This is a genomic window from Falsiroseomonas stagni DSM 19981, from assembly GCF_900114315.1.
GTDB lineage: Bacteria > Pseudomonadota > Alphaproteobacteria > Acetobacterales > Acetobacteraceae > Falsiroseomonas > Falsiroseomonas stagni.
This window is the reverse complement of sequence record NZ_FOSQ01000001.1, coordinates 211310-226627: the sequence shown is the minus strand read 5'-3', so window position 1 is coordinate 226627 and position 15318 is coordinate 211310. Positions and strand designations below refer to the sequence as shown.

Genomic DNA, 15318 nt, shown 5'->3' with positions numbered 1-15318 from the left:
CCCGCGGCAGCCTGGAGAAAAAATGCCGGAATTGCCGGAGGTGGAGACGGTGATGAGGGGGCTGGCGGCCGTGTTGCAAGGCCGCCGGATCATCCGTGCCGAGACCACGCGCCCCGACCTGCGCTGGCCCTTCCCGCCCCGACTGGGGGAGAGGCTGACCGGCGCTCGGGTGGTGGGGTTCCGGCGCCGGGGCAAATACATGCTGGCCCGGCTGGACACGGCGGAGAGCCTGCTGATCCACCTCGGCATGTCCGGCCGCATGGTGGCCCGGCCGATGGAGGGCCCGCCGGTGCCCTGGATGGGCCCGACCGGCCGGTTCTCCGACGCCCGCGGCCATAACGGCCCGCCGGAGGCGCATGAGCACCTGTTCATGGAGACCGAGGACGGCACACGAATCGGCTTCGTGGACCCCCGCCGCTTCGGCTGCGTGGATTTGATGCCGACGGACCAGGAGGACCGGCACAAGCTGCTGGACGGCATGGGGCCGGAACCGCTGGAGGCGGATTTCACCGCGGCTGCCCTATCGGCGGCGCTGGCGGGCAAGAAGACCCCCATCAAGGCCGCGTTGCTGGATCAGGGCGTGGTGGCGGGCCTCGGCAACATCTATGTGGCAGAGGCGCTGTTCCGCGCCGGCATCTCCCCCCGCCGCCTTGCCCAAACCGTCGCCGGTGCCCGGGCGGCGAAGCTCGTGCCCGCCATCAAGGCGGTGCTGGAGGAGGCGATCGGCGCCGGTGGGTCGTCGCTGCGCGACTATGTCCGGGCGGATGGGGAGCTGGGCCGGTTCCAGGACCGGTTTTCCGTCTATGACCGCGAAGGCCAGCCCTGCCCCCTCTGCCCGGGCCCCGACAGCGGCTGCACGGGCGTGGCGCGCATCGTCCAGTCCGGCCGCAGCACCTTCTATTGCGGCAAGACGCAGCGGTAGCCCAGGCCCTGCTCCGTCATTGAGGCACCGACGTTGAGGCACCGGCGGTCCTGCGCTACCCCTTGGGCCATCCAAGGGAGCGTCGCCGCATGGCCTACGAAATGATCCTGGTCGAGACCCAAGGCCGCGTCGGCGTCATCACGCTGAACCGGCCGCAGGCGCTGAATGCGCTGTGCGACCAGCTGATGACGGAGCTCGGCGACGCGCTGCGCGGCTTCGATGCCGATCCCACGGTCGGCGCCATCGTCATCACCGGCAGCCCGAAAGCCTTCGCCGCGGGCGCCGACATCAAGGAAATGAAGGACCGGACCTACCCGGCCGTCCATTTCGACGATTTCATCGGCAAGCGCTGGGAAACGGTCCTGACCATCCAGAAGCCCGTGATCGCCGCCGTGGCCGGCTTCGCGCTCGGCGGTGGGTGTGAGCTGGCGATGATGTGCGACCTGATCCTGGCCGCGGACAATGCGAAGTTCGGCCAGCCGGAGATCAACCTCGGCATCATCCCCGGCGCGGGCGGCACGCAGCGCCTCGTGCGGTCCATCGGCAAGTCCAAGGCCATGGAAATGGTACTGACGGGCCGGATGATGGACGCCGTGGAGGCGGAGCGCGCCAACCTGGTCTGCCGCATCGTTCCCGCGGCCGACCTCATCGTAGAAGCCGTGAAGATGGGGGAGAAGATGGCCAGCCTCTCCGCGCCCTCCGTCGCCATGGCGAAGGAAGCGATCAACGTGGCCTATGAGACGACGCTGCGGGAAGGCGTGCGCTTCGAGCGGCGCCTGTTCCTGAGCTTGTTTTCCACGGAAGATCAGAAGGAAGGCATGTCCGCCTTCGCGGAGAAGCGGAAGCCGTCCTTCACGAACCGTTAGGTGGCATCGGCCGCCGGCACGCGGGCGGTCACGATCAGGACGTGACCGCCCTGTTGCCCCCGCGTGACGTCCGTCCATTGACTCGGACAACGCCCGGGGGATAGAAACCGCGCCTTCGCCGATGGGTCCGCCCGGAGGCTCCCGAAACATCCCGACTGGTCAGATACAGCAACCCATGGCGAACACGGCCTCCGCGCGCAAGCGCATCCGTCAGACCGAGAAGCGCACGGAGCGCAACCGCGCTCGCAAGTCGCGGGTCCGGACCTTCCTCCGGAAGGTCGAGCTGGCGATTGCCGGCGGCGACAAGAATGCGGCGGCGACGGCCTTCCAGGCGGCGCAGCCCGAACTGCAGCGCGCGGCCGGCAAGGGCGTGTTCCACGCCAACACCGTGGCCCGCAAGCTGTCGCGCCTGTCTGCGCGCATCAAGGCCATCGGCGCTTCCGCCCAGGCCTGATACCCGTCCTGGCCGGCCGTTGACAGCAACGGCCGGACACTGCGGCGTTCTTCTCCAAGCCTCGTTCAATCCAACCCGGCGGCGCGCATGAATGGCGCCGGCTGTCGGGCGATTCTGCGTGGTCTCATTTCTGTGCTGCAAACTGAATACTTTCACCCTCACGATCATGACTTGGTCAGGGTGCAGTAATCATTTGCGTGGGCCAAGTGTGGCGCTGTAGGTTCCGGGAAGCAGGGTGCATCCCCCCGGAAAGCGCGCCACTGCTCCCCCCATGGCGGGTCCTCCGCAGCACGCAGTTCACATCGACATTGCCCGTCAGGGCCCATGAGGTTGGCAGGTGCGTCCTATGGAGAATGCGGTCGGTCCGTCGTCTCCGTCCTCCCCCCCGGCACAGCTGGCGGAGGTCTGGGCGCGCATCCGCGGCCGGCTGCGGGAGGAAGTGGGCGAGGTCGAGTATCGCACCTGGCTCCGCCAGATGACGCTGTCCGCCATCCAGGGCGAGGAAGCGATCGTTCTTTTGCCGACCCGTTTCCTGCGCGACTGGGTCCGCGGGCATTACGGCGACCGCCTGCGGGCGCTCTGGCAGGCCGAGATCCCCGCCATCCGCCGCGTCGATTTCCGCGTGACGCCCGAACCCCGCGCCGCCGAGCCCGCACCCGCTGCGACTCCCGCCGTGGCGGAGGCGCCCCGCCAGGCGCCGCGCCCGGCCACGATCCGCGCCCCCGAACCCGCCGAGGCGCCCGCCGGCCTGGCGGAGCCACTCGGCCGCGCCGCGCCAGCCGCCGAGCTGCGCCCCGCCGACCCGCGCAGCGACTGGACCGCGCCGCTCGACCCGCGCTTCACCTTCGATACCTTCGTCGTCGGCAAGCCCAACGAATTCGCCTATGCCTGCGCCCGCCGCGTGGCGGAAAGGCCGGCCAGCCCGGGCTTCAACCCGCTGTTCCTCTATGGCGGCGTCGGGCTGGGCAAGACCCACCTGATGCACGCCGCCGCCTGGGCGATCCGGGAGATCGGCGCCGCCGAGGGCCGCCCACCCCTCTCCGTCGCCTACATGTCGGCCGAGAAGTTCATGTACCGCTTCATCGCGGCACTGCGGTCCCAATCCACGATGGAATTCAAGGAAAGCCTCCGCAGCGTCGACGTGCTGCTGATCGACGACCTGCAGTTCCTGATCGGCAAGGACAACACGCAGGAAGAATTCTTCCACACCTTCAACGCCCTGGTGGACGCCGGCAAGCAGATCATCGTGAGCGCGGACAAGTCGCCCTCCGATCTCTCCGGCATCGAGGATCGCCTCCGCACCCGTCTCGGCTGCGGCATGGTCGCCGACCTGCACGCCACCACCTACGAACTCCGCATCTCCATCCTGCAGGCCAAGGCACAGAGCCAGGGCGTGCCGGTGCCGCCCAAGGTGATGGAATTCCTCGCCCACAAGATCACGTCCAACGTGCGTGAACTGGAAGGCGCGCTGAACCGCCTGATCGCCCACGCGAACCTGTTCGGCCGGCCCGTGACGCTGGAAGGCGCGCAGGAAGTGCTGCACGACATCCTCCGCGCCCATGACCGCCGCGTGACGATCGAGGAAATCCAGAAGCGCGTCGCGGAACACTACAACATCCGCCTGACCGACATGTCCTCCCCCCGCCGGGCCCGCAACGTGGCCCGGCCGCGACAGGTGGCGATGTACCTGGCCAAGCAACTCACCAGCCGGTCCCTGCCGGAAATCGGCCGCCGCTTCGGCGGACGGGACCACACCACGGTGATGCACGCGGTCAGCCGCGTGGCGGAGCTGATGCAGGCGGACAGCGCCTTCGCGGAAGACGTGGAACTGCTGCGGCGGATGCTGGAGACGTGAAGGAAGGCCAGGGGCGCCGCCCCTGGACCCCGGCAGGAGGCAGCGGCCTCCTGCACCACCGTCAATGGGCGCGGAGCGCCGTCAGTAGGTCCGCGAGCAGTTCGGGCAGCGCCAAGGGCGTCGCGTCACCGCCACCGCGGCCGAAATGGCCGGCAGCCTCCGCGGGGGTCTTGCCCAGGCGGACCGCCAGGCGCGACAGCCCATCCTGGCACTGGTCCCGCGTCGGCAAGGCCGTCAGGCGCAGATCCGCCGGCAGCAGGTCATTCGCGCCCACCAGCGGCAAGCGCTCCGCCCCCACCTGGCGCTGCGCGACGATGCCATGGGCGGCGCGCTCACCTTTCGCCACGACGAAGCTGCGATGCGTGAGGCCCGGCGCCACCCAGCTGATCCGCCGCGTATAGACGCCGCCGAACCGCGCCAAGGCCTCCGCCACCACCCGTGCCATCTCGTTGTGCATCACGACATAGGCGCGCTTCTCGGCGGGACCCCACTTCCACCGCGTGGCGCTGACCCGGACGGCGGTATGGTCAGCCCGCCAGGGGGAGACCGCATTGCCCCGCTCCTCGAACAGGCCGGGATCGTCATAGAGCACGGCCGGCGAAACGCCGCCGGGATAGGCCAGCATGTGCTCATAGGGCACCAGGCCCAGCGGTTCGCTGATGACCGCGCGATGCACCACGATGCCATCGGGATGCAGCAGCGGCGCCAGGCTGAACAACGCCTCGCTCTCCCCCTCCTCCCGCAACGCCAGCAGAGTCGGATCGGCCGGCGCCATCGGCACGAAGCCAGCCGCGATCAACGCGGCATTGATGCGCCTGTGCTCGGTGGACAGGATGTAGGGCTTCGTTCGCGTACAAGGCAGCAGCAGCAGCACGCGGCGCGGCGCATCCGGCAGCACAGGGTTGTAGTCCCGGCCGACGAAGTCGAACCACGCCCTGATGCGGGGATGCGCGAGGCTGTCGACATTGTCCTGCGGGCAATACAGTGCCAGCGAGGGCTCAAGCGTGAAGGGCGCGCGGAACTTCTGGGCGGATTCGCGCACGCGCGTCGCGCGGTCATCGGTCGTGACCATCGGTCAGGTTTCCAGCAGGGAAGCAGGGAACAGATCCTCCGGCGCCAGGTCGCGCTTCAGCAGTCCCTCATCCCGCATGTAACGGATCAGCGTCGCGAAGACGTGGCGGTTGGCGGCGAAGCCGGTGGACCAGAAATCCGCGCCCAACACGCGCTCCGTCTCCTCAAGGTGTTGCACCAGGAAGGGCAGGCCGAAGGCGAGCGTCGCGCTGTCATGCAGCCGCAGCCGCGACTGGCGCTGCGATTCGGCGAAGGCGTCGTAGAGCGCGCGTGGCAGCCAGGGATTCGCCTCGGCGATGGGCTTCTTCACTGCCACCAGGTGCATCGGCGGGAAGATGCCGGAACGCTGGAAATAGTCGATCTCCGCCGCCATCGGATCGGCGAAGAGCCGTCCGACCTTGTCGGGTGACTCGAAAAAGCTGTCGGGCGCGCGGGCGGTGTAGATCGCATCGATCTCGCCGCTCTCCAGCATCGCCGACAGCGACCTGTCCGTGACATGTTCGATGGTGACGCCGGGCGGATAGTCCTGCGGATGGTCCTCCCCCGCGCGAGCCGCGTTCAGCCCCGCATTGACATAGATCGGCGCGGCGACGGGAAGGCCGTAGTACTCCGCGAAGATGCCGCGCAGCCAGACCGCGGCGGCCATGTCCCACACCATGGCGCCGACGCGCCTGCCCGCGAGGTCCGCGGGCTTCGTCAGCCCCTTCGCCTTGTTCACATAGACGCAGGAGAAGCGGAAATGGCGGGAGGGGAAGACGGGGATGCCGACGTAATCCTGCACCGGCCGGTCGAAATGCCGCAGCCAGGTGGCGATCGGGAATTCGCAGCAATCGAATTCATGGGTGGTCATCTGCAGGTTGAATAGCGGCTGCAGCGGCATGACGGTCGTCGCTGCCTCGACACAAGCGATCGGCACGCGGCCTTCCGCCAGCGCGCGGGCACGGTCGCAATCGGAGACGCCGATGGTCAGGCGAAGCGGCGATGTCATGCGAGGCTGCTCTCCACGGGGATTTTCCGCGCGAAGGGCAGCGCGGCACGCCCCTCCCGCTCGGCATAGGCGACGACATGCGGCTCCAGCCGTGCCGCCAGCGCGCGCGATGGCGCCAGGCGTTCCATCAACGCCGCCAGCGCATCCCGCGCGCGGTCGCGCAGCGTCGCGGCAACGGGTGCAAGGCAGCGGCCCTGCGCCACCACCTGGCGCCCGCCGACGAAGACCTCCCTGACGCTGCCGGCGGTGTTGCAGGTCACGGCCTGGTTTGCTGCGTCATGCAGCGGCACGAAGGCGCGGTGGCCGAGGTCGAGCAGGGCGAGGTCCGCGGGCGCGCCGGGCGCGATGCGCCCGCCCTCGATCCCCAGCACCGCGGCGCCGCCTTCCGTCGCCATGCGCAACACATCGGCAGCCGCCAGCCATTCATCGCGCGGCACGTCGCGAAGGCGGGAGAGGTGGGAGGCCAGACGCATCGCCTCCGCCATGTCCAGGCTGTCCGCGGAATTGCAGCCATCGGTGCCGAGGCCGACCGTGATGCCCCGCGCGCGCATCGCGCTGATGCTCGCCACACCCGCGCCGAGCCGCATGTTGCTCGCCGGCATATGCGCCACGGTGGCGCCATGCGCGGCCAGCAGGTCCAGCTCCGCCGCCTCCAGCCACACCGCATGGGCCGCGGTGAAATGCGGCCCCAGCAGGCCGAGGCGGGCGATGTGGTGCACCGGCCCGGCGCCCCACATCTTGCGCGCGATCAGCGCCTGCAGCCTGGACTCCGCGATGTGCATGTGCAGCCGCAGGCCGCGCGCGGCCGCCAGGTCACGGCAGCCCGTGACGAAATCATCGGTGCAGTGATGCGGGATGGTCGGCGCCAGCGCGAAGCGGATGCCATCCGGTGGCGTGACACCTGAGAAGGAATCGCGCAGCGCCGCCAGCGTCTGCGCGGCTGGCGCCAGCCGGAAGGCGGCGGCCTGTTCGCGCAGATCGTCCGGCAGCGTGTCGAGGAAGCCTGGCAGGATCTCGAACAGCGCGCGGTCCGCCACCATCGGCGCGACCACCGCCCGCATGCCTGCCTCCGCATAGGCCGCGGCGACCGTCGCCAGCCCTTCCGCGCTGGGGCCGGGGAATTCGAAGAACAGGTCGTAGCAGGCGGTACAGCCGGCCTCGAGCATCTCCACCGCGCCAAGCAGGGTGGACAGCCGGATGATATCGCGGTCCCGGCGGCCGCCCATCCAGGCGCCGTTGGTCAGCGAGGATTCCAGCATCCACCGATCCGCCACCCCTTTCATGAGGGTGGCGTGCCCATGGGTATGCGCGTTGACCAGGCCCGGCAGCACCAGCCGGTCCCGCGCATCGAAGCGCGGCCCGTCGTCAGGCCCCTCCCCCGGCGCCAGCACCGCGGCGATGCGGCCTTCCCGCAGCAGCAGGTCCCGCGGCGCCGCCGTGCCGCCGTCCCAGACCAGCCCGCCGGTGACCAGCAGCGTCGTCACGCCAGCGCCGGCGCCAGGGCCTCCGCCGCCGCCAGCAGCATCGCGTCCTGGTAGGGCGCCGCGACCAGCGACAGGCCGAAGGGAATGCCATCCAGCGTGCCGGCCGGGATGTTGACCTGCGGCAGGCGGCAGAGGCTGGCGATGCAGGTCAGCGCCAGCGTGTTGTCGCGGAAGGCGAATTGCGCGGAGACCGGCGCGTTGCGGAGCGGCGGCAGGTCATGGGCCGTCGGGATCACCAGGATGCCGTCCTGGCCGAGCAGCGCGCGGATATGCTCGGACAGCTTCTCCCGCCGCACCCAGGCCGCGGCGATGTCGGCCATCGGCACGGTGGAGGCGAGCGCGATGCGGTCCCGCACCGCGGGGCTCAGCCGCCGTCCCGGCGCCGTCGCCCAGCTGCCATGGGTCGCCCACAACTCGCCGAGTTGCAGCGGCTTGAAGGTCTCCAGCCAATAGCCGTGCCCCCAATCGCCATAGGCCCGCACGCTGTCCATCGGCCCGAGCTTCGACGCGGCGTCGCGCATCACCTCGCCCAGCAGCGGCACGGGAATCTCGAAGGCGTCCTCGGCAAAGAGCAGCCGTGGCGTCACGGAAGGCGCGCTGCCGAAGAACAGCGACCCCACCTTCCGCAACAGCCCCGCATCGCGGGCGAACCAGCCGACCGTGTCGATGCTCGGCGCCATCGGCATCAGCCCGGCGGTGGAGACGCGGCCATGCGAGGTCCGGATGCCGAAGACGCCGCAGAAGGAGGATGGCACGCGGACGGAGCCGCCCGTATCCGTGCCGAAGGCGAAGTCGCAGAACCCCCCCGCCACGGCGACGACGGAGCCGGACGAGGACCCCCCCGGCACGCGGTCCGGCGCCACCGGGTTGATCGGCGCGCCGTAATGCGGGTTCTCCCCGAACAGCCCGCAGGCGATCTCATCCGTATGCGTCTTGCCGATCATCGTCGCGCCGGCGGCGAGTGCCGGCAGCAGCGCGCTGGCCGTGGTGGCGGAAGGCGGCGTCTGCTCCACGCGGTCCGGGTTGCCCCAGCCGCTGATGGTGCCCGCCACGTCGAACAGGTCCTTCACCGCGAAGGTGAGGCCCGAGAGCGGGCCTTCCGCCGCGCCTTCCACCCGCACATCGCCATGCGCGACGAAGGCGGAGGCCCTGATCCGGTCGGGCGTCATTCCGCGGCCGCCTTCGCCGGGGCGCGGTCAAGCCCGTAGCTGTCCATGAAGCCCTGCACCATGGCCTTTGGTCCCGTCCAATCGTGGAAGCGGTAGGAGTTACCGCGGATCGCGAATTGCGGGCCTGAGTAAAACATCTCGTATTGCAGGTGTCGCGAGCCGAATTCGGACCCGACGGCGTCCCAGGCCAGCTTCATCAGCTTCACCCGGTCCTCGCTGCCTGCCACCGGGGATCGCTGGCTGGCCTGGATGATGCGCTCCACCTCCCCGCCATCGAAATCGGCGGCGGAGGATGGGACCATGACGAGCCCGCCGCCGGACAGGCCGCGGATCGCCTCGATGAATTCCGGATAGATCGTCTGGGCCAGCACCTGCGCGGAGACCAGCAGCCGCCGATCCGGCACGAAGACCCCGTGGAAATCCTCGCCCTGCGCCTCCATGGCAACCACCATCGCCTCGATGCTGCTGGCCTTGGCGGCGAGCAGGCCGAGCGTCTCCCGCGTCTGGGGGAAGCCCAGGATGCCGTTGGTCTCCGCGATGCGATGCGCGAGGCCGAGCAGGAAGCGCAGCTTGACGGAAAGCCGCACGATGCATTGGTAGTTCTGCATCACATGGGCGCGCGTCTCGTGCCATTGCGCCTGCATCATGCGCAGGTCCCGGTGCACGAAGACGCGGTCCCAGGGGATCTTCACATCCTCGAAGAAGACGACGGCATCATTCTCGTCGAAGCGGGCGGAGAGGGGATAGTCGAAGACGGAGGTGACGGCAGCCTCGTAGCTGCGGCGGGACAGCAGCTTGATGCCCTTCGTCGCCAGGGGCATGACGGCCGTGAAGGCGTAGGGCTCATCCCCCGGCATCAGGGCGACGATGCCGGAGACCATCAGCTCATTCGCCATCACACCCGCCGTCGCCAGCATCTTGGCGCCGCGGATGGTGATGCCGCCGGCATCCTCATCCACGATCCGCGCGACCAGGTCGCCGCCGGGCTGGTCCTTCGCCTGGCGGGACTTGTCGGCCTGCGGATTGATGATGACGTAGCCGATCCAGTGATCGGCGCGGCGCGCTGCCTCGAAATAGGATGACAGCGCCGCGCCACCCCGCGAATCATAGGCGTGGCGGCCGGCCATGAAGCCCACGAAGGTGGAGGCGACGTGGTCGGGGCTCCGCCCCATCATCCCGCAGCTCCGCGCCGCGATGCGTTCCATCGCCACGCGGCGCTTCACGAGTTCCGCGTGGTTGCGGGGCAACATCCAGGCGAGCCCCGTGCGCGTGCCATCGCCGAGGTCGAAGGTCATGCCCTCCGGATCCTCAGCCTGGAGGTCGTAGAGCGACGCGGCCGAGGCCACCGCGCCGGCGAAGGCGGGGTCCGTCGTCACATCCGCCACACGCCGTCCATCGATGAAGATGGTGCGCGCGTCACGCAGGCCGCGCAGATGGGCGGCGCCGTCCTTCACCATGGGCGTGTCCCTTCCGATGCCAGGGTCAGGTCGACCAGCTCACGCTCGTCATAGGCGGCCAGCGCGGCATGGTCCGCTTCCGCCTGGTCCAGGAACAGGTCGCGCGTGATGCCGCGCGCGATGCGGTCGACCGTCGGCCGCAAGGTGGAGATGCCGCCGGAGGAGGCGGTGCTGGCCATGGCGGCGAAGGACGAACTGCGCAGCCGCCGCAGCCAGGGCGCGCTGCCCTCCACCCGTTCCGTGAAGGCGAAATCGGCGGTGAGGTAGGGGAAGGCGCCGAGCGCGGCATCCTCCTCCCCCGCCGGCGGGGTGAAGCGGTCCCGCCACCGGGCGATATGGGGCGCGGCGGCGGCGAGTTCCGTCCGCAGCGCGGGCTCCACCACCAGCCCCGTGCCGACGATGAGGAAATCCGCCGTGACGGCGCCGCGCGGCGTCTCCAGGATGATCGCGTCACCCTCCATCCGCAGCGCCCGCAGGGGCGCCGCGAGATGCAGATGAAAGACGGCATGCGCCGCGCATCTGGAGAATGTCTCCTGCGGCGGTGGCTGGTTCATCGCGAAGATGGTCCGCATGAAGCGCCACTTCAGCGCATCCGGCAGGTCCGCGAAGTGGTTGAGGAAGCCGGCGAACTCCATCCAGCGATAGGGATTGACCGCCGGCAGCCGGGGCCGCCGCGCCAGCAGGTCCAGCCGCGCCGCGCCATGTTCCAGCGCCATCGCCGCATTGTCGAAGGCCGAGGCCCCCGCACCCAGAACCGCCACGCGCCGCCCCGCCAGCGCCGCGAAATCGATGGGCTGCGCGGTATGGGCGTAGCGATCCGCCGGCAGCGATTGCGCGACGATCCCCGGCACCTGCCAGGCCCCCGCGCCATCCACCCCCGTCGCCATCACCACATGCCGCGAGAGCCAGCGCGCCCGCATCCCATCATCCCGTTCGGCGGTGACGGCAAGCAGGTCATCCGCCTCCGGCGTCACCGCGCCCACCCGCCAGCCGGCTTCCACCGGCAGCGCCAGCATGCCTTGCAGCCAGTCGAGATAGGCCTGCCACACCGCGCGCGGGATCTTCGCCAGGGAAGCCCAGGCGTGTTCGCCAAAGCGGGCCTCGAACCAGGCGCGCACGGAGAGCGACGGCACGCCGAGTTCCGGCCCCGTCACATGCTTCGGCGTGCGCAGCGTGTGCATGCGGGCGAAGCGCAGCCAGATGCCGGCGGGCGTGCCGGCCTCCAGCACTTCGGTGTTCGTGACGCGCGCGCGCCGCAGCGCGAATGACAGGGCGAGGCCGCATTGCCCGCCGCCCACCACCACCACGTCCCGCACGCCATCGCCGCGCGGCCGCACCCAGTCCCGCGCGGGATAGGCGAGCGTGGATAATTCCCACGCCACGCGGTCCGCCAGCGCAGCCAGCCGCGCTTCCGCATCCGGCAGGGGCATCAGGTGGAACGGGGGCAGCGCATCCATGGCCTGCGGGTCAGCTCCTGGCGACGGGCGCGCGACGATGCATCCCCTGCGGGACGCCGCCACGCCATGTCGCCCAGGCCCGTTTCTCCGGCTCACCAGGACATTGGAAATCTATCATGGCGGCGCGCAGGCGCGAAGATGTCATGAGGCCTGGCCGAACCACTTCTGGTCCAGCCCCGGCAGGAAGCCATCCGCCTGCATGGCCGCGAGGTGCCGGTTGATCTCCGCCATCAGCGCCACATCCGCATGCCGCGTGTTGATGCCGATATCCCGCGCATCCCAGACCGGGGAGACGCCGAGCCGCACGCGCGTGTTGCGCGCGATGTTCCAGCGCAGCACGGGCTGGGTGTTCACCACCGCCTCGATCCGCCCCACCACCAGATCCTGCAGGGCCAGCGGGAATTCGTTGTAGACGCGGATCTCCCTCACGCTGCTGGCGTGGTTCTGCCGCACGAACTGCTCGCCTGACGTGCCGACCTGCACGCCGACGATGCGCCCCGCCAGATCCTCCGGCCGGTCGATCGCAAGCCCCGGGCGGTAGCCCGCCGCGATCCCGGTCTTGTAGTAGGGGATGGAGAAGGCGATGCGTTCCGCGCGGTCCGGCGTCCAGGCCATGGCCGTGATCAGGCAATCCACACGGCCGGAGGTGAGGCCCGCGATCAGCCCCGCGAAGGCGATCACCTGCCACTGGATGCGCAGGCCCATGCGCCGGCCGAGTTCCTCGCCGAGATCGACGTCGTAGCCCGTCAGGCGGCCATTCTCCATGAACTCGAAGGGCGGGAAGGCGCCGCCATTGCCGACGACGAGGACGCCGGCGGCGCGCGCCTTGGCAAGCGTGTCACCCTCCTGCGCCAGCGCCGGTGTCGCCAGCGTGGTCGCCAGCAGCGCGCGGCGCGTGATCCGGATGCGGTTCATCGTTCCAGTCCCCCTCATGCCTCGATCGATTCGGGCCTCAGCACGCGGCCCAGGAATTCCCGTGTCCGCGCTTCCCGCGGACGGCCCAGCACCTCGGCGGGTGGCCCCTGTTCCACCACCAGCCCGCCATCCATGAAGATCACGCGGTCCGCCGCTTCGCGCGCGAAGCCCATCTCATGCGTCACGACGAGCATGGTCATGCCGTCCTTCGCCAGGCCGCGCATCACGGCCAGCACTTCGCCCACCAACTCGGGATCGAGGGCGGAGGTCACCTCGTCGAACAGCATCACCTCCGGCTGCATGGCGAGCGCGCGGGCGATGGCGACGCGCTGCTGCTGCCCGCCGGAGAGGTCGGCCGGGTAGGCATCCGCCTTGTGCGCAAGCCCGACCCGCGCCAGCAGTGCCCGCGCCTCCGCCTCTACCACCGCGCGCGGGCGCTTCAGCACCTGGACGGGCGCTTCCATGACATTGGCCAGCGCCGACATGTGGGGGAAGAGGTTGAACTGCTGGAAGACGATGCCGATGCGCCGGCGCGCGAAGGTCATCTCGCGCTCCGGGATGCGGGCGCCGCCACGGCCCCAACCGATATGCTGGCCAGCGACGATCACCTCCCCGGATTCAAAGGGCTCCAGGCCGTTCAGGCATTGCAGCAGCGTCGACTTCCCGCTGCCGGAGGGACCGATGACACAGACCGTCTCCCCCTTTGCGACCGCCAGGTCCACGCCCCGCAGCACGGGCGTCTTGCCATAGGATTTGTGCAGGTTGCGGACCGCGATGACGCTCATCGCAGCGCCGCCAGGGCGGGCGGCACCAGCGCGCCGTCCCGCATCAGGAAGTCGCCATCCCGCAGCACATGCGTCAGGTCCCGCGGGCGTGCCGCCAGCAGCAGGCGCGTGGCGATCTCATCGGGCTTGGCGCCAGCGAAGGCGGCGGCGCGGAGGTCGAAGGCAATCACATCCGCCCGCGCGCCCGCCACCAGCCTATGCCCGCCCGTCGCCATCTCCAGCGTCTGCGCAGGCGTCGGCCATTCCGCATCGGGGCGCCCGGCGCGCGGCAGCAGCATGGCGAACTTCGCGGCCTCCAGCATGTCCTGCGTATCGTTGCTGCCCGGGCCGTCCGATCCCACGCGCAGCCTGACGCCGCGGGCCAGTCCGCGCGCCACGGGCGCGATGCCGCTGCCGAGGCGAAGATTGGCCAGCGGGTTGTGCACCATGGTCGTGCCCCGCGCCACCATGCGGTCCAGCTCCGCATCCCTCAGATGGACGCAATGCGCGTATTCCACATGGGAACCCGCCAGGCCGAGGCGTTCCAGCCAGGCCACGGGATCATCGCCACCCGCCCGGGCGCGGCAATCCACCGCATCCTTCGCGGTCTCGCAGAGATGGAGATGCACGAAGGCCCCGTGCCGCTCCGCCAGCCGCGCCACGCCGCGCAGCAGATCGTCGCTGCAGCGCTGCGGGGCGGAGGGGCCGAGGCCGACCGTCGCGCCCGGCGGCGGATCGCGCAGCAGCGCCGCCGCCACCGCCAGCGCCTGGTCGGTGCTGGGCGGCGTGAAGCTGGCGGAGGGCGAGGGCAGGTCGCGCAGCATCATCGCGACGCGCGCGCGGATGCCGCCCTCCGCCCAGGCGCTGGCCGCCGCGGCCACGCTCTCCACGCTCGGCGGGATCTGGCGGAAATGGTCCGTCACCTGCACCGCGCCACCGCGGATCGCCTCCGCGCAGCTGATCAGGATGGCCTGGCGGATGCGCGAAGCGGGCAGCGCATCCTGGCCATCGGCGTATTCCACCGCGAGCCAGTCATCCAGCCGCGCCATCGGCGCCCGCCCGCGTGCGAGAGCTTCGGGCGAATGGGTATGGGCGTTGACGAAGGCGGGCAGCAGAAGGAGGTGCGACGCGTCGATGACCGCCGCGGCCTCCACAGGCCCCTCGGCGACGACGCCGTCGCGCAGCAGCAGGTCCACACCCGCGACGGGCGCCCAGTCATCGCCGCCGCGCAGCAGCGTCGCACCCCGGAACAGCACTGCGCTCATGCCACCCTCCAGCGGGATTCCAGCCGCGCCACCAGCCAGACCAGCGGCAGGGTCATCATCAGGTACATCAGCGCCACGCCCGCGAAGGGGCTGAAGGTATTGGCCTGCCAGGTCATGATGTCCGTCCCCGCCCGCAGCAGGTCCGGGATGGCGATGACGCTGACCAGCGCCGTGTTCTTCAGCAGGGTGATCGCCTCATTCCCGATCGGCGGCAGCACGCGCCGCAGCGCCTGCGGCAGCACGATCCGCCGCATCGCCAGTGCCCACCCCATGCCGAGCGACCGCGCCGCGCGCATCTGCCCGCGATCGATGGACTGGATGCCGGCGCGCACGATCTCCGTCACATAGGCGCCGTTGGTCAGCGACAGCGCCAGGATCGCGACGGTCTTCGCCTCCAGCAGCAATCCCAGGGAGGGCAGGCCGTAGTAGAAGAACAGCATCGTCACCAGCAGCGGCACGCCCCGCAGCAGCGTGACGCAGAACAGCGCGAAGGCGTTCAGCGCCGCGATGCCGGAGACGCGCGCCAGCCCGCCCATCAGCCCCAGCACCAGCCCCCCGCAGATGGAGACGAAGGCCAGCTCCGCCGTCGTCGCCGCGCCGCGCGCCAGCGCGGGCAGGCTCTCGACGAAGAGTGTCCACTCGAAATCCATC

The 15318-nt window shown here is 70.1% G+C and carries 14 protein-coding genes; 4 read left to right on the top strand and 10 right to left on the bottom strand.

Features of this window, described 5'->3' with window-relative positions:
- The first annotated feature begins 22 nt into the window (after positions 1-22).
- The 4 genes from mutM (at position 23) to dnaA (ending at position 4097) form a co-directional block, all read left to right on the top strand.
- The gene (gene mutM / locus BM041_RS01080; protein ID WP_092954207.1) at positions 23-922 is read left to right on the top strand and encodes a bifunctional DNA-formamidopyrimidine glycosylase/DNA-(apurinic or apyrimidinic site) lyase; all 900 of its coding nucleotides are present in this window, start codon (positions 23-25) and stop codon (positions 920-922) included.
- 89 nt (positions 923-1011) lie between these two features.
- Complete coding sequence (locus BM041_RS01075; RefSeq protein ID WP_092954204.1) at positions 1012-1788, top strand: enoyl-CoA hydratase; 777 nt, start codon at positions 1012-1014, stop codon at positions 1786-1788.
- Positions 1789-1963: 175 nt separating this feature from the next.
- Positions 1964-2242, top strand: coding sequence for a 30S ribosomal protein S20 (rpsT, locus tag BM041_RS01070; protein ID WP_092954201.1), 279 nt, complete (start codon positions 1964-1966; stop codon positions 2240-2242).
- Positions 2243-2588: 346 nt separating this feature from the next.
- Positions 2589-4097 (top strand): chromosomal replication initiator protein DnaA, encoded by a 1509-nt coding sequence (gene dnaA, locus BM041_RS01065; RefSeq protein WP_092954198.1) that lies wholly within the window; start codon positions 2589-2591, stop codon positions 4095-4097.
- Between the two features lie 61 nt (positions 4098-4158).
- Here the strand turns inward: dnaA and BM041_RS01060 are convergent, their stop codons facing one another.
- The 10 genes from BM041_RS01060 to BM041_RS01015 all read right to left on the bottom strand — a co-directional run bounded on the left by BM041_RS01060 (position 4159) and on the right by BM041_RS01015 (position 15317).
- Complete coding sequence (locus BM041_RS01060) at positions 4159-5169, bottom strand: hypothetical protein (protein WP_092954195.1); 1011 nt, start codon at positions 5167-5169, stop codon at positions 4159-4161.
- 3 nt (positions 5170-5172) lie between these two features.
- Positions 5173-6156: a substrate-binding domain-containing protein gene (locus tag BM041_RS01055; RefSeq protein WP_092954191.1), complete on the bottom strand. Its 984-nt coding sequence runs from the start codon at positions 6154-6156 to the stop codon at positions 5173-5175.
- Positions 6153-7640 carry an amidohydrolase family protein gene (locus BM041_RS01050; RefSeq protein WP_092954188.1) on the bottom strand — a complete coding sequence of 496 codons (1488 nt, stop codon included), beginning with the start codon at positions 7638-7640 and terminating at the stop codon, positions 6153-6155. The genes BM041_RS01055 and BM041_RS01050 overlap by 4 nt, the downstream gene beginning before the upstream one ends.
- Positions 7637-8809, bottom strand: a complete 1173-nt coding sequence (locus tag BM041_RS01045; protein ID WP_092954185.1) for an amidase — start codon at positions 8807-8809, stop codon at positions 7637-7639. Before BM041_RS01045 ends, BM041_RS01050 begins: the two co-directional genes overlap by 4 nt.
- Positions 8806-10266, bottom strand: coding sequence for a 4-hydroxyphenylacetate 3-hydroxylase family protein (locus tag BM041_RS01040; protein ID WP_092954182.1), 1461 nt, complete (start codon positions 10264-10266; stop codon positions 8806-8808). Before BM041_RS01040 ends, BM041_RS01045 begins: the two co-directional genes overlap by 4 nt.
- Positions 10260-11723 (bottom strand): NAD(P)-binding domain-containing protein, encoded by a 1464-nt coding sequence (locus BM041_RS01035; RefSeq protein ID WP_245761873.1) that lies wholly within the window; start codon positions 11721-11723, stop codon positions 10260-10262. Before BM041_RS01035 ends, BM041_RS01040 begins: the two co-directional genes overlap by 7 nt.
- 141 nt (positions 11724-11864) lie before the next feature.
- On the bottom strand, positions 11865-12638 hold the full coding sequence (locus BM041_RS01030; protein ID WP_175533650.1) for a substrate-binding periplasmic protein: 774 nt from the start codon (positions 12636-12638) through the stop codon (positions 11865-11867).
- A gap of 14 nt (positions 12639-12652) precedes the next feature.
- Positions 12653-13423 (bottom strand): amino acid ABC transporter ATP-binding protein, encoded by a 771-nt coding sequence (locus BM041_RS01025; RefSeq protein WP_092954176.1) that lies wholly within the window; start codon positions 13421-13423, stop codon positions 12653-12655.
- Positions 13420-14667 (bottom strand): amidohydrolase family protein, encoded by a 1248-nt coding sequence (locus BM041_RS01020; protein ID WP_092954173.1) that lies wholly within the window; start codon positions 14665-14667, stop codon positions 13420-13422. Before BM041_RS01020 ends, BM041_RS01025 begins: the two co-directional genes overlap by 4 nt.
- The gene (locus BM041_RS01015; protein WP_092954170.1) at positions 14664-15317 is read right to left on the bottom strand and encodes an amino acid ABC transporter permease; all 654 of its coding nucleotides are present in this window, start codon (positions 15315-15317) and stop codon (positions 14664-14666) included. Before BM041_RS01015 ends, BM041_RS01020 begins: the two co-directional genes overlap by 4 nt.
- Between the last annotated feature and the right edge of the window lies 1 nt (position 15318).